20 protein-coding genes and 1 pseudogene are annotated in these 20287 nt (G+C 58.1%); 12 read left to right on the top strand and 9 right to left on the bottom strand.

Annotated elements, in window-relative coordinates; all coding sequences use genetic code 11:
• Positions 1-37: 37 nt before the first annotated feature.
• Positions 38-243, bottom strand: a pseudogene (locus IVA93_RS31245) (cold-shock protein).
• A 98-nt stretch (positions 244-341) separates the two neighbouring features.
• Complete coding sequence (locus IVA93_RS31240) at positions 342-599, bottom strand: hypothetical protein (RefSeq protein WP_247412739.1); 258 nt, start codon at positions 597-599, stop codon at positions 342-344.
• 1083 nt (positions 600-1682) lie between these two features.
• Between IVA93_RS31240 and IVA93_RS31235 the strand changes: the two genes are divergently transcribed.
• The 5 genes from IVA93_RS31235 (at position 1683) to IVA93_RS31215 (ending at position 9012) form a co-directional block, all read left to right on the top strand.
• Positions 1683-3095: an MATE family efflux transporter gene (locus tag IVA93_RS31235; protein ID WP_247293746.1), complete on the top strand. Its 1413-nt coding sequence runs from the start codon at positions 1683-1685 to the stop codon at positions 3093-3095.
• A 999-nt stretch (positions 3096-4094) separates the two neighbouring features.
• Positions 4095-4373, top strand: coding sequence for an alkaline phosphatase family protein (locus IVA93_RS31230; protein ID WP_247789347.1), 279 nt, complete (start codon positions 4095-4097; stop codon positions 4371-4373).
• A 1983-nt stretch (positions 4374-6356) separates the two neighbouring features.
• Complete coding sequence (locus IVA93_RS31225; protein ID WP_247293751.1) at positions 6357-6557, top strand: hypothetical protein; 201 nt, start codon at positions 6357-6359, stop codon at positions 6555-6557.
• Positions 6544-8322, top strand: coding sequence for an ATP-binding protein (locus tag IVA93_RS31220; RefSeq protein WP_247789346.1), 1779 nt, complete (start codon positions 6544-6546; stop codon positions 8320-8322). Before IVA93_RS31225 ends, IVA93_RS31220 begins: the two co-directional genes overlap by 14 nt.
• A 3-nt stretch (positions 8323-8325) precedes the next feature.
• Positions 8326-9012 carry a hypothetical protein gene (locus tag IVA93_RS31215; RefSeq protein ID WP_247789345.1) on the top strand — a complete coding sequence of 229 codons (687 nt, stop codon included), beginning with the start codon at positions 8326-8328 and terminating at the stop codon, positions 9010-9012.
• Between the two features lie 654 nt (positions 9013-9666).
• Here the strand turns inward: IVA93_RS31215 and IVA93_RS31210 are convergent.
• Entirely contained in the window at positions 9667-10908 is a 1242-nt protein-coding gene (locus IVA93_RS31210; protein WP_247284194.1) for a cytochrome P450, read from the bottom strand.
• Between IVA93_RS31210 and IVA93_RS31205 the strand changes: the two genes are divergently transcribed.
• The 5 genes from IVA93_RS31205 (at position 10907) to IVA93_RS31185 (ending at position 13714) form a co-directional block, all read left to right on the top strand.
• The gene (locus IVA93_RS31205) at positions 10907-11371 is read left to right on the top strand and encodes a GPW/gp25 family protein (protein ID WP_247789344.1); all 465 of its coding nucleotides are present in this window, start codon (positions 10907-10909) and stop codon (positions 11369-11371) included. The genes IVA93_RS31210 and IVA93_RS31205 overlap by 2 nt on opposite strands.
• A 288-nt stretch (positions 11372-11659) precedes the next feature.
• Positions 11660-12139 carry a hypothetical protein gene (locus IVA93_RS31200; protein ID WP_247789342.1) on the top strand — a complete coding sequence of 160 codons (480 nt, stop codon included), beginning with the start codon at positions 11660-11662 and terminating at the stop codon, positions 12137-12139.
• A 65-nt stretch (positions 12140-12204) separates the two neighbouring features.
• The gene (locus tag IVA93_RS31195; RefSeq protein ID WP_247370314.1) at positions 12205-12666 is read left to right on the top strand and encodes a hypothetical protein; all 462 of its coding nucleotides are present in this window, start codon (positions 12205-12207) and stop codon (positions 12664-12666) included.
• Entirely contained in the window at positions 12621-13304 is a 684-nt protein-coding gene (locus IVA93_RS31190) for a hypothetical protein (RefSeq protein WP_247412732.1), read from the top strand. The genes IVA93_RS31195 and IVA93_RS31190 overlap by 46 nt, the downstream gene beginning before the upstream one ends.
• 2 nt (positions 13305-13306) lie before the next feature.
• Positions 13307-13714, top strand: a complete 408-nt coding sequence (locus tag IVA93_RS31185; protein WP_247480125.1) for a hypothetical protein — start codon at positions 13307-13309, stop codon at positions 13712-13714.
• Between the two features lie 39 nt (positions 13715-13753).
• Here the strand turns inward: IVA93_RS31185 and IVA93_RS31180 are convergent, their stop codons facing one another.
• From IVA93_RS31180 to IVA93_RS31160, 5 genes are all read right to left on the bottom strand, one after another.
• Positions 13754-14536 (bottom strand): hypothetical protein, encoded by a 783-nt coding sequence (locus IVA93_RS31180; RefSeq protein WP_247789341.1) that lies wholly within the window; start codon positions 14534-14536, stop codon positions 13754-13756.
• A gap of 211 nt (positions 14537-14747) precedes the next feature.
• Entirely contained in the window at positions 14748-15437 is a 690-nt protein-coding gene (locus tag IVA93_RS31175) for a hypothetical protein (RefSeq protein WP_247789339.1), read from the bottom strand.
• Positions 15438-15601: 164 nt separating this feature from the next.
• The gene (locus tag IVA93_RS31170; RefSeq protein WP_247338593.1) at positions 15602-15820 is read right to left on the bottom strand and encodes a hypothetical protein; all 219 of its coding nucleotides are present in this window, start codon (positions 15818-15820) and stop codon (positions 15602-15604) included.
• Positions 15821-16375: 555 nt separating this feature from the next.
• A complete protein-coding gene (locus IVA93_RS31165) occupies positions 16376-16516 on the bottom strand; it encodes a hypothetical protein (protein ID WP_247284137.1) in 141 nt (46 codons plus the stop codon).
• 179 nt (positions 16517-16695) lie between these two features.
• Positions 16696-16974 (bottom strand): hypothetical protein, encoded by a 279-nt coding sequence (locus IVA93_RS31160; protein ID WP_247789337.1) that lies wholly within the window; start codon positions 16972-16974, stop codon positions 16696-16698.
• A 717-nt stretch (positions 16975-17691) separates the two neighbouring features.
• Here IVA93_RS31160 and IVA93_RS31155 point away from each other — a divergent pair.
• Together IVA93_RS31155 and IVA93_RS31150 are read left to right on the top strand one after the other, a co-directional pair.
• Positions 17692-18684 (top strand): hypothetical protein, encoded by a 993-nt coding sequence (locus IVA93_RS31155; protein ID WP_247369942.1) that lies wholly within the window; start codon positions 17692-17694, stop codon positions 18682-18684.
• 154 nt (positions 18685-18838) lie between these two features.
• On the top strand, positions 18839-19327 hold the full coding sequence (locus IVA93_RS31150; RefSeq protein WP_157642934.1) for a hypothetical protein: 489 nt from the start codon (positions 18839-18841) through the stop codon (positions 19325-19327).
• Positions 19328-19392: 65 nt separating this feature from the next.
• Here IVA93_RS31150 and IVA93_RS31145 read toward each other — a convergent pair whose 3' ends face one another.
• A complete protein-coding gene (locus IVA93_RS31145) occupies positions 19393-19602 on the bottom strand; it encodes a hypothetical protein (RefSeq protein ID WP_247789335.1) in 210 nt (69 codons plus the stop codon).
• Positions 19603-20287 lie beyond the last annotated feature (685 nt).

Here is a 20287-nt window from a genome sequence, read left to right as displayed (position 1 = left end):
AAACCCCAAAGCTTGGCAGATTCCTCAGGGCTACCGATCAGCCGATGCGCAGATTTTCGGCGCTCGTCTTGCCCGAACGACCAGCCATCAGCTCGTAGCTGACCCGCACGCCTTCCGCGAGATCAGTGTAGCCGGCCTTCTCGACCGCGCTGATGTGAACGAAGAGGCCAGCTCCCCCGTCTTCTGGCTGGTGAAGCCGTATCTCTTGGCCGCGTTGAACCACTTCACAGTCCCCAATGCCATTGCATTATTTCCAAACTGAAGTTCCGCGATCTAATCGAAGAACTGCCTGACCATAAGGACGTCCGCGCGACCCCTGACGTTGAGGGCCCATCACGCGTCTACAACCGTTTACGCCCAGGGCGGTTTCTGCGGGCCATCGGTCGTGGCGGCGCAGCCGGCAATGGCGGTCGCTCATCGCCAGCTGGCTCATCGGCCTGTGCCTCGGGCTGGCCTTGCGCCACACATCGATCGAGCTTCTCAAGGACCTCAAGGACCTTCCGTCCCTCCCCAGTGATGGTCCAGTATCCCACCTCGCGGTCGATGAGCTTTTGTCCGAAGATGTCGAGGTTCGGCTCGCGGCTCGCGATGCGCTTCATGCGCGCTGCCCACTCGGGTCCGCTGGTGTAAAAGATGGCCAAGTGCTGTTTGACGACTTCAAGAGCGGCTCGGCCGCCCGGCTGGCCGGCAAGTATCTTCAGTATGGATAGCTGAAAGCTCACATGCGCACGCAAAGATTCAAGGAACTCCCGACGATACCGGCACTAGCCACGGCCGGGTAGCGTACATCAGCGCTTTCAAACGAAAACCTTGCCGGATAAGGCTAACGAGGCAGCACAGTACCGCATTCATATGCAGCCTTTCCTGGACAATCCCGTGCAAGGCTCAGGAAGGGGAAGTCACGATCGACGTCTATGGCTTCCTAACTTGGGCCACCAATGTCGAGAGCACGTCATTTTCCAAGGTGCCAAGCCTGGGATCGAGGCCACGCAGCTCATCAATGTGATTGCATATCGATGTCTGTGATCTAGTCGAGCAAACGAGTCAATCCCGCTAGGTCCTCCTAACGGATGAAATCACGCTCGTCATGTGGTCGCATCGCCGCCCTCTCGCCGGTGAGCAGGCGATGCCGGTTGTCTTATTTGCGACGTGCTGTCGATCTCCCGACAAGTCCGCTTGCAGAAGAGCGAGCATCTATTCAATTCGTCGCAGTTGGCATGGGCTTTGAAGAGTGAGAGGGGCTTTGAAGAGTGAGATCCCATCGATTGCTCAGGAGTGCAGGGATGGCTTGCGGGATGATAAGTCTTCAGTTCGTGGCATAGATCGGGTCCGCTTCGGGCCTCCAATCTTTGGCATCAACGCAGTGGCCTGCGCATGAATCGCCTCCATGATCGACCTGGCTCCATCCCGATGGGCGGCGTTACCATTGCACGATTGCGGTGATTGGCCAATTCTGGCGCGGCATTTGCAACCTCTCCTTGGCGCTTATCGCATGCGAAAATCGGCGCCGCGCTGGTCGAAGCCCAGCGGCCAAGCCGTGGTCCGTTTTTGCGTCTAAACGTGCGGTCGCACGAGGCTGCCCGCGAGCAGCATCGCAGGCTGACCGCGAATTCACGTCAGAACGTAATACTCCGTGAAAGAAGCGGTATTTCGTTCGCCGAGGCAAACGGCGGCCTGATGATATGGACAAGATAGCCAAGACAAAGCCGGCATTAATCTGGCGACCAGAAGGGACGAGACGGGCGGCTATCCGTCGCTTCTCTATCGAGCTCGGCGAAACCGCGAAGCTCGCGTTGCCAATGGTGCTGACGCAGGTTGCGCAGGTTGCGATGATGACGACTGATCTTGCCTTCATCGGGCGTATCAGCGCTGAGGCGCTCGCCGCGGCAGCGCTGGCAGGCCGGCTCTATCTCATTAGCGTCACATTCGGCGTGGGACTACTAAGTGCCATTGCGCCTTTGGCGGCGCGGGCGTTTGGTGAAAATAATCTAGGCGCGGTACAGCGCTCGCTGCGCATGGGCCTATGGCTGGCCCTGATCCTGTCATTCCCGATCATTGCTGTGGCGCTGCGAGCAGAGCAAATACTGCTTGCCTTGGGCCAGACCCCAGATGTGGCGCAGCTCGCCCAGCAATACCTCTTCGGATTAGCCCTCGGCACGGCTCCGGCACTGGCGTTTTTGGCTATCCGCAATTTCATGGGTGGGGTCAATCGGCCACAGCCAGTCTTCTGGATTACGCTATCCGCCATCCCCCTCAATGCGTTGTTGGTCTATATTCTGGCCTATGGGAAGCTTGGGCTGCCCCGGTTGGAACTGTTCGGGGCAGGTCTTGCGACCACGCTGGTCAACTGCGGCATGTTTTTGGCGGGCTTGTGGTTCGCTGCACTGCGCCGGCCGTTCCGTGAGTACCATGTGCTTGCGGATCTCTGGCGTTTCGATTGGCGGGCAATGCGGCAGCTCATCGCATTTGGGACGCCGATCTCCATCGCTTCATTGATCGAGTCGGGACTATTTGTAGCCACGTCGCTCGTTGCGGGCTCGATCAGCAACAGCGCACTGGCCGCTCACCAGATTGTTGTTCAGGTTTCCTCGACCCTGTTTATGATTTATCTCGGCATTGGGACGGCTGCTGCCATGCGCGTTGGCCATGCCGCCGGCCGCGACGACCGTGCAGGCGTCAAGCGGGCGAATCTGGCGGCGATGTTGCTCGGTATGGTCATAGCTACAACGCTAACGCTTACGTTGATCACCGTGCGTTTTGAGGTCGTGGAGCTGTTTCTGGGCAGAACGGCTCGCGATTCGGAGGCAACGATCAGCCTCGCTGCAACGCTCCTCATCGTCGGCGCAACCCTCTTTATCACTGACGCCGCCCAGTGCATTACGGCAGGCGGCCTGCGCGGGCTGAAGGACACGCGGGTGCCGCTGCTGTTTGCGACTATTGCTTGGTGGCCGATCGGCTTTTCCCTCAGCTATTGGCTCAGTCTGAAGATCGGTTTGGGGGCCGTCGGTATATGGATTGGCTTGTCGACCGGATTCACAATCTATGCGGCGATCCTCGTGCTGCGGTTCCGCCACTTAGCAAGTCGCCCTCTCTGAGGCGCGCGCATCACTGATGCCAGCGGCGACGATATGCCCGGGTGCTTGCCCGTGCGGTTGTGACCGGGGCGAACGCCCGGACTGAAAAATTGAAGGTTTCGCTTCACGGCGCGACTGCAGGGATAACATAACAACGAAATAGGAACTCAACTAGCATCATATTTTTCGATCATTTCATTTCAAAAAACGATAGCCAAAGTGTCGTTAGCTCGTTCGAGTGCGAGTAGGAGTCCTCAAGGCGTCCCTGGCGATTTGCAGGCTTTCCAACTTGTCACTCCTGCCAGAATGGCTCAACGGGTCCCTCCCTTCGAGAGCAACGCCGGCAAAATCGAGCAGCCCAGCGCACCGGGCGTCGATACGATCACGCTTAGTCGGGGCATATCAATTTTCGAGACGCCCACCGGTGTCTTCGAGCGCCACAGCTGTGAAATGCGAAGCACACGAGATGCATCGCATTCGCAGGAATCAAGCCGCCAGGCAAAACGATCTGCCGGCAGCATCGATCACGCTTGCTGGCTCAAGCGACGTCGACCAGATCAGGATCGGCTAGGGCGCGAGCAGGTTCTCCTGGACGCGGCATTTGCTACGCTTGCTTGCGGGGCCGTGCTATCGACGGCTTGCTGGACATCCTACCTGACGTCCTCGCCGGAATTGGGCGATCCTCGGGGCCTGTGATGATTTCCGTGTCTTCACGCTGTGCCCGCAGAGGTGCATCAGGCGATCATGATCAGACCAAACCACTGACCCCGCACCCTCCGTTTTAGACAAGCCGGGCCGATCTACAGCTGAGGAGAGCTGCTGGCGCTCGCACGCCGCTAATCCCGGCTCGGGAGCGGCCGTCGCGCTGGCCGGGCTTTGGTCAGCATGGCTGGGAGCGCCATACCCGCATTGCGCTCGTGCTAGCGATCAGCCTCGGCTCCAAGTCGATGGCGCTGGGCTGCGCCAGCCAGGTCCTGGTCGCTCCCAGTCCGCTACGTTCCAGTTAGACGAAAGTTTTACATGTTCGACCGACCGATCCGGAATCGGGTTCTCATCGTGCTGTTCGATGGGATTCGACCCGATCTCGTCAAACCATCATTGACGCCGAAACTGGTCAGGTTCCAGCGCCGCGGTGCTGTGCTGGCCAGGCAGCGCACCGTCTCGCCCAGCGAAACACGAATAGCGCTCACGAGCCTCGTCACTGGCGCGACGCCTGATCGCCACGGCATCATTGAGATCAATATCTCGACAGGCAGTCGCCCATACCGCGCTCTGTCGACACGAGCGATGCGCGCCTGATCGAGCACCTTGATGCCGCGAGCAAGGGCCATCTAGTCGGTGTGCCATCACTTGGTGAGATCCTCGCGGCGAACGGCAGAACCTTCTCAGTCCTCGCTTCCAACTCGGCGGGGGCAAGGCGCCTGCTGAACCATAAAGCTCGAAAGCTCGGACAAGTGACGCTCTCCGGCCACTTCCCTTGCATCGCGACCTCCGCCGAGATGCTCAGACGAGTGGAGACCCCGCTGGCGCCGACGCCTGCGGCGTCCCCCCGCCGGCAACCCAGATCTTGCCTCTCAAGCCTTCCTGACTTCAGCGTTCCTCGACGTAATCTGGCCTCAAATTCGGCCCGACGTCGCAATCCTCTCCTTCCGCTGCTGGTCTCGCATATCTTTTCAACCGTACGAGGTACGTCCTGTCCATCATCGATAAAGATCTCTGCGAGCGCACGAGCGGTCATCGTTGCCCGTCGCGAAAGGCCCAGAAGACCGAGCACTGTCGGCGCAATGTCGCAAATGCCTGAGGGAACTTGCGAGACGAAGCGTTTTTCGATCAGCGGTCCCGCCAAAATGCCGACCGACGACATCTCGTTGGCATGCCACCCGCCGTGCACTCCGAAGCCGACCGCCCCATCCGCACTCAAGGTGCGGCCCATAACGCCAAATGGATCGAGACCATCCGACCGGAACGAGAACAGAATGTCCGCCGATAGGGCATCGTCGGCGAACACCAAATGGCGGGCAAAGCTGGCCGCTGCAATGCCATAGGCCGCGCCACCCGCGGTAAGCACCGGACCACACCAGGGCCGCTCGATCATCGATCCTACTGTGCGGCGGATAACGGCGTCCGATGGCTCGGCGGTAAATTGCTCCGACTTGGCCAAGTATGACGATGGCATCGATGCCGGCCGCCGGTGCCGGGCCGCAGCGCAGCCCGGCAGCCTCGAGCGTCTCAAATAGATCGGCCCGCGCATGCACCGTCACATGTCCATGATCGGAGGCGGCGATCAGGTGCACGCCAAGGGAGGCGCCCTCAGCCTCCTACCGAGCACGCGGCGCAACTGCCGATCGACAAAGCTGATCGCTGCCATCGTCTTTGGCGCGCCAGTCCCACAATCGTGCGAGGAAATATCGGGCTTCCCGGTGCATACCGGCAGCACCTTCGTCGTGTGCAGGTCGGTGAGGCAGTCTATCTTGATTTTGCTGGCGTCGTGGGGCGTCCCAATAACTGACATAACTCAAGCTCGATCTGCGTCCCGCAAGCGCCGGTCTGTGCCACCGATGGTGAAATTCGTCGAAAAATTCGATGGAGCGCCAAATTTAAGCGCTGGCTCGAGAGTCATTGCACTAATTCAAACCCCCATGTTTGCTACCACATACGACAAATGCACCCATCTCCGTCGGGGACCGATTTATGTCGAAAGTTTCACCATTTCATTCAACGAAGCCTGGTGCGCGAAGCGTCTATCACGACAACGACAAGTGTACCGAGGGCAATAACATCGAACGGCAGAATCTCGCCTCCGGCACCGGAGGGCGGCCGCGCTGCGAACATTGCGGCCGCCTAGCCTAGTTCGCAGCTGCCGTGGCGGGTAAAACGAGCCCCGCCACGGGCCTGGGGCAGGAAAATATGTCAAGCTTGAGAGGGCAGCGTTCTTTGCTTCGTTCGCGTCGGCTTGGCCGCCGCGGTGTGCTCGCTGACTCAGTTCAAGTCAAACTCAAGCCGAGGTCACTGCAGATCTTTCCGATGGTCGATCGGTCGGCTTGATTGATTTTCAGGCAGCGCTTTCAAGTCGGCTTCATTGTGCCAGATGGGTGGCTCAGTTCTAATCTCAATTTCATTTGGCGAAGCGTTCTGGGCGGCTTTGCAGGGCTAGTAACGTAAGCGATTAGTGCGCATTGTGCACAACCACTAGGACCACGTCCGAAATCGCTGTTTGTCGAGACGTCTCGCGATTGACGCTGCCGCACAGAAGCAGGTGGCCAGCCCAGGAATAGCAACCATATGGCCGCTGACGATCTTCCCTTTTCATCTACGGTCTCATCCGTTGTCGATGCCTTCTTGAAAAAGCTCGAGGACCAGAAAACCCTTTCGCGGGCGTCTTTGTCGGCGCTGCGAAAGGCACTGGCGGATCATCAATTGGACGCCGAGAGCCTACGGGCGGCCATTTTCAATGCTGCTGAGCCGAGCAATGATCCAGATTGAAGAAATCGAAATTGTCGAGTTCCGTGGAATTCGTCATCTCAAGCGCTCGTTGGGCCGAAGGAGTTTTGGCATTGCGGGGCCGAACGGTACTGGCAAGAGCGGCATCGTGGATGCGATCGAATTTGCCCTCACCGGAAACATCACTCGTCTCGGCGGTGCGGGCACGGCGGAGCTGAGTGTCAAGGCGCACGCTCCACATGTCGACGCGAGCAAAAAGCCCGAAACCGCGCTCGTTCGCCTGCAGGTCTATGCGCCCGCTCTCAAAAAGAGCTTCATAATCGAGCGGAGCGTCAAGAATCCAGGCGCCGCGGTACTCAAGCCGAGCAGTGCTGAAACCATGGCGCTTCTGGCGCAGCTCGAAACCCATCCTGAGTTTGCCCTGTCTCGTCGAGAAATCATCAAATATATTCACGTTCCTGCAGGCAAACGATCACAATACGTCCAAGAGCTGCTGCGCCTTGATCAGCTCGAAAAGCTGCGGGTCTCAGTCCAACGCGTCGCCAACGATGCAAAACGCGACCACGGAAGGGCCGAGGTGGAGGATCGGCGGACCAAGTCCGATTTCTTTCACCATCTCGGCATTGCCACTCCAAACAAAACTGATCTGCTTGCTTCTGTAAATGCTCGTCGAGCTGTGCTGAAGCTCGATCCTGTGGCGGACCTCGCGCCGGAAAATGCCTTGAAGGTAGGCATCAATCCAGATGCCGAGCACGAGGCGTCGCAGCCATTCTCCAAGCTCGGCGCCAAGAATGACCTTGCGAGCTTCCTGAAGAGGCTGGCTGTCTCGCAGGAAATAACCATAACTGGCGCAAAGTCGGATGCAGTCGCCGCTCTCGCCCAGCTCACGGACGATCCGGCCCTGTTAAGGGGTGTCAAGCAGCGCGCTTTGGTTGAGCGGGGTCTTGAGCTGGTCGAAGGAGACGCTTGTCCACTGTGCGACGGTCCCTGGGAGATGGCCCTCCTGGCAACACATCTTCAAGAGAAGATCGCAAAGGCAGATGCAGCCTCGACGGCATTGAAGCAACTGGCCCTGGCGATCGACCCCCTCGCGGCTCACCTGCGGGCGATGGCGCTTGACGCGGGCAAAGTGGCCGAATGGTGCGAAAAGGCCAATCCTCCTATAGATGCCACGTCGCTGCGGTCCCACGCAAAGGCCCTCGACGGTGACCGCGACACACTAGACAAGGTCGTCCGGGACCCGGCAGCGATCGCCCACGCGCTGCAAGCCCTTGGTCGACTGGGGGCATCGCCCGCGGTCGAGTTGCTTCAGCCCGCCGATCGTCTGGCGGCCTATATCGAAACGCTCTCCGACCCTTCAAAGGAGCAAGAAGCCAAGGAATTCTTGATCGTCGCCCAGGAGAAATACGATCAATGCCGTGGGACGCAGCAGACCCTCAATATCGCGGCCCAGCAGGCCGAAACAGCTTCTGCGGTGTTTAGCCACTACGGTACGGTCAGCACCGCAATGTTGGAAGGCATCTACGACAAGGTGCAGAAGGACTTCACCGAATACTACAGTTTCATCAACCGCGACGATGAGGCCAATTTCGAGGGCAAGCTCTCTGCATCATTCGGCAAACTGGCCTTCGATGTCGACTTTTACGGACGAGGCAGATTTCCTCCCGTGGCCTACCACAGCGAGGGCCATCAGGATGGCATGGGGCTTTGCCTCTATCTTGCACTGGTGAAGCACACGCTCGGCGATGGATTTACGCTTGCCGTCCTCGACGATGTGCTGAACGGTCGACGCCGGCCATCGTCGTGAGGTTTGCGCGAGCTCCTGAAGCAGAAATTTCCAAACACGCAGTTTGTCCTGACCACTCACGACGGCGTGTGGCTCAAGTTCATGCAGAGCGAAAAGCTGGTTCAGAGCACTCTTAGCTTTGGCGGCTGGACGGTCGACAGTGGCCCACAGGTCTGGAACGAGGGTCACGTCTGGACGCAGATCCAGAAACACCTCGCCAATGACAATGTATTTTTGGCGGCAGGGACTTTGCGACGCTATCTGGAGTTCACCTCGACGATCCTTGCGGATAATCTGCGCGCTCGCATCGAATATCATGGAAACGGACAATACGACCTGGGCGATCTCTGGCCTGGGGTGTTAGCCGCATGGAAGGCCCGTCTCAAAGAGGCGCGCGACTCCGCCTCCTCGTGGGGGAAAAATATTCAGGATGCCGAAGCGCTCCAGATAGAATCCAAAAAGCGGGTGGCGGCGACAAAGTCCGAAGAGTGGATGATCAACAAGGCGGTTCACTACAACGCCTGGGCGGACCTGCAATCGAAGGAATTCGCTGCGGTCGTAAGTTCGTTTCAACAATTGCTTCAACTGATGCAGTGCCCCAACACCGATTGCGGCGAATTCCTCTGCGTTTCGCCTATCAAGGGTGACAAGGAAGTGCTCCGCTGCAGTTGCAGCGCTGTCAGTCTCAACCTCGTGCCGAAGAAGAACTGATGCTCCTCGCCCGGCCCAGACCGTCGCTGACGCGTGTATGTGAACCTGTGGCCACGCACCCTCGACGCCGATCATGCGGTGAAGTTGGTCCGCTCGTCGCCCCGCGCGGGCTCTGGATCGACCGGCAGCGCCGATGACGGATCGCGATGATCGCGCATTCATTGTGGCCTGACACCGCTATGATGATGGGCGCTGCACCTGGGGTTGGTGCCGACGATAATGGCCGCAGGGGTTCAGGATCAGGCCGCACGCCGGTCGGCGGCCGGCTTCTGCGCGGGCAGAAGGCCACTGAATCGCGAACAGTGCATTCGCCGGACCGGCTGTCTTCGAAGCGATAAGCCGGCACCGGAGGACCGCTGCGACCAAAGGTTCCGGGCTTGCGGGTCTCGTTGCCGCTTACCTATCATCTTATACGCCCGTGCTCCGGTCTGAACCCGATTGTGACAGAGTTCCCGGACATGGACTTGATGCCTTTGAGAGATGCGTCACGCGAAGCGTAGTGGCGGACCAAGTTGGTCAAGAGGTGCGGGCTCCAGCCGGGATGGCGATCTTCAGCGGCGCGCGCCAGTCCGCGTGCAATGGCGTAACTGGTCATCAGAGAGCCCGACGACGGTCCTGCCGTGTAGCTCACGCATCATTTCAGGGCGTCACAGCCTAGACTATGATTCGGACCGGGAGTGCGGAATAACCGTGCACGAAGTTCGATGCAACGCGCTCCGGATCGCCAACGACCTCAACCTCCATGCGCTTATTCAGTATCTCCTCCCAGAGGATTTTAAGCTGCAGCCGCGCGAGATGTCGACCAAGGCAACGATGGATGCCGTATCCGAACGAGAGATGTTGGTGCACGTTCTTGCGATCGATCGTAAATTTGTTGGCGTCCTCGATGACCTCATCGTCTCGGTTGCCAGAGATGTACCACATTACAACCTTGTCGCCTCGCCTGATTTGTTTGCCTCCCATGATAATGTCCGCGGTGGCGTTGCGGCGCATATGTGCGATGGGCGTTTGGTACCGAATAATCTCGGACACAGCGCTCGACACCAAGGCGGGATTATCTCGTAGCTTTCGTAGCTCGGAGGGGTGCTGGTTCATGAACAGCAGGCCACCGGTGATCGAATTGCGCGTGGTGTCGTTGCCCCCCACGATCAGTAGAATGAGATTGCCAAGAAACTCACGTGGCTCCATATGCCGAGTCCCGGACGAGTGCGCCATCATCGAAATGAGATCAAGTCGTGGCTCGGCATTTATCCGCTCCCGCCAAAGCCGAGTAAAATATGTCAAGCACTCGGACAGGATTGCGCTTCGCTTGCCCCAGCTGTCGATCGCCTGCCCAACCGTCGGCGCTGCAACGGCTACGTCCGACCAGTACGTTAGGAGCCGGCGATCCGCGAACGGAAAGTCGAAAAGTGTGGCCAGCATCTGCGTCGTCAACTCGATCGAGACCATATCGACCCAGTTGAAGGCTTCATTGCGCGGCAGGCCATCAAGGATTGTTCTAGCGCGACTGCGGATTAATCCCTCGAGTTTTTCCAAATTGTCCGGTGCGAGTATCGGACTTACGGTGTTGCGCTGCGCGGCATGTTTGGGAGGACCTGCCTTGATAAAACTCGGTGTCCAATGTTCCTCGGGCACGTCGAGGATCGTGACACCTTGCTCTGACGAGAATATTTTATGATTTGTATCGACGGCCACGATATCGCGGTATCTCGTTATCGACCAATATGGTCCGTATGGGCTGTCTTGGCAGTGGTGAACGGGATCTTCCCTTCGCAGCCGCTCGAAGCAGGGCCATAAGCTATCATCTTGAAATCGTCTAGGTTCGCTTACATCTAGATCTCTCAACGGGATGCCGCGCACATCTTCGCCTCCGCGCACGTTAAAGGGCGTTTTCATGACCGTGTCCTTTGGCCGTTTCTCTTTGAAGAACCCGATCTCGACAGGTCGTAACCGCATGGAGTGCGTGCCGAGTGCTTCAGCTGGGAAGAGCTTCTCGCCGAAGCGGCAAAGAATACTCGAAAAACTGAGCGGCGCCCCCTGCCAGTTCCGGCAGGAGCGAGATCGCCGCCACTTTGTCTATGCGAGCGGAACGCCGCCAGATGAGTCGGCCACGTCTCATTGCGGAAGAGTCACGGCGGCCCGGTTGAATTGTGGCCGCTGCGAAATAAGGCCTGACTTCGGCATGCTCAATCTGAACAACGCGATCGGGCAGGGGACCGACGCGGTGGTCGCGGTCGCGCGTTCAATCAAACAGAAGATGGAGATGTTTGGACCGCGCTTGGGCAATGTTCCAGCGGCATGTCAAAGACCAAAGCAACAATTCCTTCGGCGCCTTGCGCGCCGTCAAATAGCCAACTGATCCGATCCAAGCACGGCCTTGGCCGCAGCGGCTTCACCATTTACTATCCTCGCCGCTGGTGCTGCTAGGAACGTGCTCCCACTTTACTTCCTTGATAAACGGCATCGTCTAGCTCGCTCGTGTGGTCAGGCGTGTGACGGGGCTCCCGATCTGTGCCAGGAGCTCGTCAATAGTTAGGCACGGCGCCTCTGGCGCGACGCTCTGCGCTTCTCCGGCAGTACAGGGATCGGAACGTGCGGAAGTGAAAAGACGCCCCCGCCCGCCAGCCCGCCCTACACCGGGGAGGTGATGCATGCGCTGTTGCTGGAACACGTGACTGGGCAAGCGTGCTCGCACATCGTGGCGGTCGGCCGCTTGGAACGGATTCCTGGGTTGAAGCATGCCGGAAAAGACAACCACGCCTGGTTGTTCAAGGGCGAGACGATTTTCTGCCTGGCGTCGGGCCCGAGCCTCATGGCGGAGATCTGCCAGCGTGTGCGCGGCCGGCGGTCGATCGCCATCAACTTGTCGGCCGTGCTGGCGCCCTGGGCGAGCGCGCTGTTCTTCACGGATTCCGGCTGGTACGAGCCGCGGCGCCAGCTGGTGGCGAACTGGGATGGCCTGGCGATCGCGCTCGGCGCGACGCGGGTAGGACCGGGAGCACTGCCACGACGAGTACAAGGGCTCGGCCCGCGATTCCGAGATCTATTAGCGCGAATTCGTTCCGGGCTTTGCAGGCTGGGACGAGGCCGCACGCGCCGTCGGCGTCGAAGTCATCAACGCGACTGAAGGCAGCGCGCTGAAGGAGTTTCGGTTTGCGTCGCTCAACGACATCCTGAGATCGGCCGCTTAAGATGACGCAGCAAAATTTAAACATCGGGCTCTCCCGCGAGCAGATCCGGGCGGCAGTGCAGGCCGACTTCGTGGAGCTCTATGCCGCTTTGAATTCCGAGTACGGTACCAACCTGGTGCCGCGGCTTCTGAACAGCGGGCTTTCTGACAGCCAGGTGCTGGACTTTACGCGGGCCAATTTTGCGGACCTCTATGCTGCGGTGAAGGCGCAGGCGCTCACCGGAGTTCCTGTCTTCGTGCCGGCCTATGCGATCGTGGCCAGCGGCTTGCTGCTGCCGGTCGCGCGCTATCTAAATGCCGGGCTCTCAAGCGATCAGTTGCGCGCCGCGACGCAGGCGAACTTCACTGACCTGTACACACTCCTTGGGGGAGTGAACGCCTACAATCCCGTAGTGGCGCTCGGCTATGATCTGCTTGCATGGTGGACGCTGACGCGCACTATTGGGGCGCGAACGGCGGCATGACGATTGCGACGGGGGTTTCTTCTTGGCGGGATATCGTCGCTGGATACAGCGCGGTTCAAGCTTCGGGGGCAGCGCAGCCGGTGTTTTCCAGCACTTCGTTCAACGGCTCCCCGGGTTTAACCTCTGACGGTATCGACGACTGTCTGGTGTGCACAGACGCCGCGCTGCTCACCGGCCTGCCGGCAGGGGACGCGGGCGGCGAATTGTGGTCGCTGGCGCAGAACGACAATCTTGTGGCCGGCGCAACGTTTTTCGATCTGTTCGGCTATGCCAACGCGTCGCAAAGCGACGCTCGCACGATCGGAAGGATCGCCACGCCAGTCTACGGCCGAACGGTTTTCGGAACCGGCGGCGGCAACGTCTCTGTCGGCGGCACCACGCTATTCTCAGGACGCCGGGTGATCAGAGGGGCCTATAGCTCCGCTGGCACTGTGCTGTTCATGGACGGAGCGCAGGAAGGGAGCTTGCCCGGGACGCCCGCAACGGCGGCAGCCCGCGTCGCTCTGTTTGCTCGCGCGCTCGCCACTCCGTCAAACTATTGGACCGGGATCGGAGCGGCCTTTCTTATCACCAAGCCACTGAGTGCCACCAAACCAGCGGTCCTGGCCTCCTATCTCATGTCGCGAAGGAACCCCTGATCATGACCGCTCACTATGGTGTGACTCTTATTTCTGCTGCGAACAAGAACACAATCAACGTCGTGCTCGCCCTTTGGGTAGGAGACAATCCGGCCGTCTCGCAGAATGTCAGCCAGCCGGCAAATCAAAGCGGCGACATCGGCGATGCGGCAACGTACTGGTTTGGCGGTCGTCCCTACGACGGCGGCGAACTCTCGGTAATTCAGAGTTTGCCAGGCAATATGCCAGTTGCGACCTGGCCTGTGCAGGGGGTGGCTGGGCCAGTCAGTGAAGCAGAAGCTATCGCGGCAGCGGCAGCTCTGATCGTAACCATGACGACGCGAGACAGCTACACGACGCAACAGGCTCAAGAGACACTGGCCGCCTCGTTGAGCGCTTTGGGCCTGAGGCGAGCTGAATCGAAGAGCTAGTTTGACTATTCGTGCATCGTCCATCGCGCGTCACGTCGCTTAAGCGGGTATGGCGTCGAAGTCGATGCGCCCGAACCGGTTCGGTTGATCTTTGATATCCGACCAGTTGAAGTTGTAGATTTCATCTTCGGCCCAGTCGGTGGGATAGTTGACTCTGAATAGCTCGCCGATCGAAGCGCGCATCGGCTGATAGCCGTTGGACCAAACAATTGCTGGTGTGCCAGCGCCGAAATCGTGTGCACCAAACTGAGACGTGACGATCACCAGCAGACCGGCGACGGACAGGATCAGATTCTTCAAATTAGCCTTCTTGAAAGCATCGTGCCTATCATGCTTGCTGGTGTTGTAATCTTGGTACCAGGAAATTGGGGCGCCCTTTCCGTGGGGACTCGGAAGTCCACGTAGAGGTCGCCACTGTTCGAAAGGTCGCAAGGTCGGCGGCGAACCGCTCCAAATAGGTAACATGGACGACAGGTGGTGTGTAGCATCTACCCTTCGATAGTCGACCATATTCAATTGCCGGCCGCTGCGGCTGCAATTGTTCTCGGCTAGGATCGCCTTGAAATTTGCTTCAATCTCGATGCAGGTCCGCATGAAGAGCGAGTGGATCCGGAACGAGTAGGCGCTCATGCACTCGGCGCTTGGTTCGACGTATTCGAATATTGAACGAAGATCGTCCTGGATCAGTGTCAGTGCACGAACATAATGTTCGGCGTCTCTCGCGTAGTCGCGATCGAGGATGTAGGCCAAGCTGCTGTAACCCGAGTTCGGTCCATCTGCGATTCCTCGAAAATTCCGCTGAAAGGGCTTTGCAACAGGCATCTGGCCTCTCCTGAGTGCTTGATCCTACGAGCCCTGAGCAAGCTGTGTCCACTCCCTTCTGGACAGTGCCTTTCCGAGAACAATCTCCCAGGGCGGTGCATCAAACGAACTACATAGGTGCAGGCATTTCGGTATGGTCATGGCTGCGAGAGAGCGGATTTTCCTAGCTTTTCGATAATCTGCTGAACGCAGGCCGCCATTTCCTCCATCACTACTCGACCGGCCGGCTTCGGAGGACTTCGACTTCTCCAAACGAGAGCGAACAGCTAAAACGCACTCCGTCTTTTGAGTTTTCGATGGTGTCTTCATCTTTCGCGGCCGCTTCGCTGCTCCAATGCACGGGCGGAAGGATGACAAGACCTTCGGGGGTCGATTCGACTTGTTGATCGATATGCACCTCTTGCATCGCGAAATCTTGCTGGATAAGACGGCGATGCTTGTCTACGATGTTTAGCTCGTGCAGGGCACGGATTAGGTATCCCTGTGCCCCACAGTATGGCTCGCATTCACGAATAATCTGCACGAAATGTTGGGGTACCCTGCGACATTGCTTCTCTAAATTCTTTTCGAAATGTGCCGCATCTTTCCCATGGGGGAAGTACGTTCCGTCTGCAGCTTGGCCGCCTAATTCTGCGCATACACATGCTGCTTGGTCCAATGCCGACCGAAGATTGTAAAGCGAGTCTGCGACGGTGAGTTGTAGATCGACAATGAAGGGCTGCGATCCGCCCCACTTAAGGTCGAAATCACCGCTGGCGCGATTATAATTTACATACATTGCAGCAAAATCAGTCCCGTCGAGTGCCTTAAACTCTCTCGCGAAAGCCTCCGTATGGGAATGAGCGCGCTTCAGCTTCATTGAGCAGCTGGCAAACGGGTTTGCGAGGTTCGCGTTGGCCATGGGTCTTCTCCGAAAATGCCATCTTAGAAGTGTTTACGTGAGAAAGTTACTTAGGGTTCCTCTCGGCTGGACAATCGCAGCGTAAATCTCCCCTCGCCAACCGTCCACTCCCTCAGGACAGGCGGTCCACTCCCTTCAGGGCACCGCGCTGCGCCAACAGCCGCTCACCCCTTTAGCCGCTTAAGCAACGCAACGCGCTCGTCGTTTAGTTCGCGAAGATATTGAGCATTGGAAAGCTGCGTCTCCTGCCACTCGATGCGGTCTTCCGCGGTCCAGAGGTAACACTCGCGATCGAAGCGAGCTTTTTCGGCCTTATCGAATTCAGTGTAAAGTTTGATATCACGTTCCACCTGGTCCAGTTGTTCCTGGATAGTTCTTGGCATCAGCCGTTCCCTCGGCCTTGCCTCCAGCCAGTGTTAGTCTTTGGCTGAATCTATGTTGGCTAGCAACATGCGGTTCGCTCTCCTCGGTAAGTAGACGCATAGTTTGTTCGTAAAGGTTATTGCGTAAGATTGTCGTCATCTGCGCGACTGTCGATGCGATCTGGTTGGCGCAGATGGCAGTCCTTCCACTCCCTCAGGGTATTGGCTCTCTCGTTGGGAGGCGAGTACGTGCTGGCCTTGCGGCGCACAACGGGAATTTCTGGTCACTTCTTCGAACCACCGCCACTCTGCACCAGGGGATACGCAGGATGGACGCGATGAGCGATGCGCTGCTGATTAGCCTTGCGATTTGGGGAATCATCGGCTGCGCGGCATTGAGAGTGCTCGCGCTACTAGGCTAGCTCGTCGCCCCTGAATCATACCGCCGTCATCCTGGGGATGACGGCGGCCTGCCAATGGTCCTAATAAAAGGTGGGGCGGCCACCCAATACGCGAGCCGGTAGCGGCATGATCCTTATCCAGATCCGGGGCGTGCGCAAGCCTGATTGGCTCGTCTCAAGCCGCCCGATCAAGGCATTCCGTGTCGAGATCTGCGATGACATCCTCGAAAGCTGAGCTGGTCTGCTGTATGGCTGCAATCTTCTGCAGTTCGTCATCGCTGATCGGGCCGATGCGGCTCTGCAGCGCCACGACCATTCGCGGCGACGCTCTTTGAGTTGAACAAGGGGCAGGCCATGGTCAGGTAGATATCTCATGAGTGCCTCCACTGATGAATGCTCAAACAGCGTACCGGAAGACCGCTGAAGGACGGTTCTAAAATCTCGGTCAAATTTTAATGGTAATCTTCACGGCAATGGGCGCGTCGCGCGAAGCTGCTAGGAAGCTAGCCAATAGACAACTTTGATGGAAAGCGTGCCCAGCACGTAGAGCCATCCCGCCATCGCCAGCATGATGCTGAGGAAAAAGCTCACTCCCCAAATCCACTCGAAAAGGCGCCAATTGCCCGCGATCGGCAACTGCGTAGCGACAACGGTGTTCTCGTTCGACTGATCGGCTGAAACCATGGAGCGACCCGCAATACTTGGAACGATGGGAATGGCCGCAGCGTCGCAGTCCTCTCCAGTTCCAGCATTTTCATAGGTGAATCCGGCCACTCCATTAGGGCGCCGGTCGCGCCCTTCGGGAACTCCGTCGCATAGAAGCGGCGCGTGCCCGGTTACGAGTGTCAGGACAGATATCGATATTCGCGAGACTTCGGAGCTTTGGTGTCGATTGTAGTGACGGTGCACCGCAGGCGCGTCGCTCCGCTTCTTTGATCCGCTCTCGAAGTTCTTCCAATTCTGAGAGCCGAGAATTGAGTTCGTTCAACCGCTGGGCAAAAAGGAGACCGCGAGAGCTCTTCATCAATGCCTCCAACACAAAACAATGAAAGCCAAAAAATAGTGCAGGCGCAACGTACGAGGGAAAGTAAGCGTGTATGACTTTAGCCCGGCAGTCTGTGCACTTTTGTGAAACAGCGCACATTTTTAGCCGCATTGAACTTTGCACTTTGTCAGGTGCCGGTCCGCTTCCTCCGCCAACCGTGCGGGAATGCCGAAAGCTAGCACGGCGCGAATATCATCGTTCGCCGAAACTTGAGGCTACCTGCCCATACGGGCGGCAGGTCTAGCGTTCACTCCCTCAGGGAGAGTTGGCCAAAATACAACCATACTCGGAGTACAGAATAGGGAGCTGCGACACAGAGCGCGACTGACTGCTAAGGACCGACTGCGGCGGGGGTTTCTCCTCCTTTACCCCGCCGCGCCCGAAATCAGATCTGCTGCAAAACGTCGGGCGTCCTCTTCTTTCCTCGCGCAATCAAGGAACAAGACTTGACAGTTCAAATCGGCGTCAATGGCCACTCCATGTTCGCCTCCGGGGCGTACCGCCAGATCAATGACGAGGACGTCTTCAAGACGCTCGCCGCACATAAACTCAAGCGATACCGCCTGACCATTCCTCTGGCGGCTGACACTGATCCATGGGTAGCGACGCGCTTCACCTCGATCGTAGGCCTTGCCGCCAACTATGGCGTCACTCTTGAACCTGTTCTGGCGCTTCCGCTAATGTGGGGCGACAAGACCGACGCCGGCAAGTATCCTGCCGGCGAAGCTGCTGCGATCTACTCCCAGGGCTACAATCGGACCCTGGCGTTTGTTCGGCAGTTCGCATCTTCAGTCGGCGACTGGGAACTTGGTAATGAGATCAATCTGACCGTGCGTGATGGCAACGGCTCTCCGTTGTTCGGCAAGGGGTGGACCTCTGCCGAGTTCGCTGCATATCCGTCGATGGCCGACTTCGCCAATCTCTTGCGGGGAATGTCGGACGCGATCGAGCAGGTACGCCGCGACACCGGCAGAAACCTTCGGCGCATCGTCGGCACCACATCGACGATGTTCGGCTACATCGACTTCATGAAGGCGAATGGCGTCAAGGTCGATGTGCTCGGCTATCACTATTACGAGCATGCCGGCCTGGACCCGACGAACTACTGGGGCGGAGTTCGTCCCAATTTCAACCTGTTCACAAAGCTGTCGAGCTACGGCGTTCCAGTCGCCATCAATGAGATGAACGGCGCCGAGATCTACGACTCAACGTTCGTCAACACCTCGACGTCTGCGTCGATGTCGGCCTGCAACTCAAACCTGGATGCGATGCTGGCGAAATTCTCTCAGTATTCGTTCATCGAGTGGATCGATCTCTACGAGCTGATCGACGAGCCGGACAAGACTGGTCCCGATGGTCGGTTCGGGCTGATGTTCAATCTGTCGACCTCGAAGCCGCTCATGTCGACGGTTGACAAGTATACGGGTGGACCCCAATAACAGCGGCGCTATTCCGGTGCAGATTTTCGGCTAGACTCCCTTCAGGGGTGAGCACATAGGGACTATCAACCTGTGGCATTTCTGCTAATGTTGTGGTCTAAAGCATTAATTGCAGTTCATTTTGGGAAACTCGCTCCTACGCCGGGAGGGTCCAGTGCCTGATGAACACGACTCCACTTTGCGCGATGCGCATTGGAAAATGTACTCAGAGAATTCGATCCAAGCGCGTCATCACGAGACGCAACGAGCGGCGGTAGCATCTACATTCATAGGCATTTCGGGCGCAGTCATCGCCTTCATGACTTCGGACAAGACGCTGAGTCCTTTGGACCTGCCGCCTGCACTGCTACTCGTTCTGCTCGGCATGTTCGGAGCAGTGTTTTCCGCGAAGCAATACGAGCGGATACAGCTACACACGCGGCGCGCACGGGGCTATCGTGATGCCTATGATGCGCTGCTTCCAGGGTCACCTCTGAGAAGCATCAGACGGATCGCGGATGATGACAACACGCGAGAATTTCCGAAACTGAGTGTTCTACGTCTGAATCAGTTTTGGATTGCGATGAACCTTGCGATCTCTGGACTTGGCGTTTGTCTCGTGATTGTGGCGCTATTCTTCCCGATTCGGGTCATAGCCCCGTAATGGCGTTCGTAGGTCGCCTTCTCGACGGTTGCCTTCACTCCCTTCAAGGGAAGGGAGGGGAGTGCTCAATGTACTCCGCTGGCCGTACCTTTCGAGATGGCGCGCGTCAAAGCCTCGAGGCGGGCTGCGATGCCGCTCATCCGGCGGGCCGCGTGTTGAAGCGCTACTATGTCGGTCGGCCCGGCGCCGGTCGCGAGATTGGGTTCGTTCTGCAGGTGCTGAAATTCCGCCTTGCACCGGTCCAGCTCGGCGAGAAGCATCGCGAATTCGTCCATTGGCGAACGGCCCTTCTGTTGCATGGGCTATGGCCACGATAAGAATAGTCCGAAGGGCTGTCAGGTGTCTTCTCTCGGTGGGTAGTCCACCAGCATTCGATCAATCTCTTGGTCAAGCCAGCGTTTGGAGAGGCTTAGGAGGAAGCCCACCATCCGTCCAGGAATGGCTCCGGCAAAGCCCAATCGACTTGGTTGTCGTTGTCAGGGGGAGCTGATAGCTCCTGCATTCCCCCTTAGTGCCGCGTGGCGACGGAGGCGAACAGACAAAGCGACCCGTTCACCACGTCGAACGCGGCGCGACGGAGGATGTGTCCAGCGTAGTGGAGGCACACCTCGGGCGCTTCGCTCAGCTTCTTCGACCAGATCTCGAAGATCTTCCAACTCTGAGAGCTGAGAAATGAGTTCACCAAGTCGTCGAGCACAAAAGATTGGGCGAGAGCTTCGCATAATGTCCTCCCCAGCACAAAAAGCACTATCAGGACGGCTTCAGAGCAAATAGCGCGAGCGTAAAAGTGAAAACTATCATGGGTAAATATCGGATTTCAATACGTCAGGCAAATTGCCGCAGGGTGGCTGCTTCGGTCAGCGCGGTCCGAGACCATTGAGAGAGCAAAAGGACCCCAGCTTCAGGGCGGTGAAGCTGGGGCTGTCTTGAGGCTGCCCCTTGGGAAAGGCAGCCACCCGC

This window comes from Bradyrhizobium sp. 155 (assembly GCF_023101105.1).
GTDB lineage: Bacteria > Pseudomonadota > Alphaproteobacteria > Rhizobiales > Xanthobacteraceae > Bradyrhizobium > Bradyrhizobium canariense_D.
This window is presented reverse-complemented; position numbering and strand designations above follow the sequence as displayed.

Bases quoted from the DNA above. Each gene is read 5' to 3' on its own strand.
- IVA93_RS31240 (WP_247412739.1), bottom strand. From the start codon at position 599: ATGAAGCGCATCGCGAGCCGCGAGCCGAACCTCGACATCTTCGGACAA.
- IVA93_RS31205 (WP_247789344.1), top strand. From the start codon at position 10,907: ATGACCGTGTCCTTTGGCCGTTTCTCTTTGAAGAACCCGATCTCGACA.
- IVA93_RS31180 (WP_247789341.1), bottom strand. From the start codon at position 14,536: ATGCCTGTTGCAAAGCCCTTTCAGCGGAATTTTCGAGGAATCGCAGAT.
- IVA93_RS31210 (WP_247284194.1), bottom strand. From the start codon at position 10,908: ATGAAAACGCCCTTTAACGTGCGCGGAGGCGAAGATGTGCGCGGCATC.
- IVA93_RS31185 (WP_247480125.1), top strand. From the start codon at position 13,307: ATGACCGCTCACTATGGTGTGACTCTTATTTCTGCTGCGAACAAGAAC.
- IVA93_RS31195 (WP_247370314.1), top strand. From the start codon at position 12,205: ATGACGCAGCAAAATTTAAACATCGGGCTCTCCCGCGAGCAGATCCGG.
- IVA93_RS31165 (WP_247284137.1), bottom strand. From the start codon at position 16,516: ATGGTCGTGGCGCTGCAGAGCCGCATCGGCCCGATCAGCGATGACGAA.
- IVA93_RS31175 (WP_247789339.1), bottom strand. From the start codon at position 15,437: ATGGCCAACGCGAACCTCGCAAACCCGTTTGCCAGCTGCTCAATGAAG.
- IVA93_RS31170 (WP_247338593.1), bottom strand. From the start codon at position 15,820: ATGCCAAGAACTATCCAGGAACAACTGGACCAGGTGGAACGTGATATC.
- IVA93_RS31200 (WP_247789342.1), top strand. From the start codon at position 11,660: ATGCATGCGCTGTTGCTGGAACACGTGACTGGGCAAGCGTGCTCGCAC.
- IVA93_RS31220 (WP_247789346.1), top strand. From the start codon at position 6,544: ATGATCCAGATTGAAGAAATCGAAATTGTCGAGTTCCGTGGAATTCGT.
- IVA93_RS31190 (WP_247412732.1), top strand. From the start codon at position 12,621: ATGGTGGACGCTGACGCGCACTATTGGGGCGCGAACGGCGGCATGACG.
- IVA93_RS31225 (WP_247293751.1), top strand. From the start codon at position 6,357: ATGGCCGCTGACGATCTTCCCTTTTCATCTACGGTCTCATCCGTTGTC.
- IVA93_RS31235 (WP_247293746.1), top strand. From the start codon at position 1,683: ATGGACAAGATAGCCAAGACAAAGCCGGCATTAATCTGGCGACCAGAA.
- IVA93_RS31145 (WP_247789335.1), bottom strand. From the start codon at position 19,602: ATGGACGAATTCGCGATGCTTCTCGCCGAGCTGGACCGGTGCAAGGCG.
- IVA93_RS31230 (WP_247789347.1), top strand. From the start codon at position 4,095: ATGTTCGACCGACCGATCCGGAATCGGGTTCTCATCGTGCTGTTCGAT.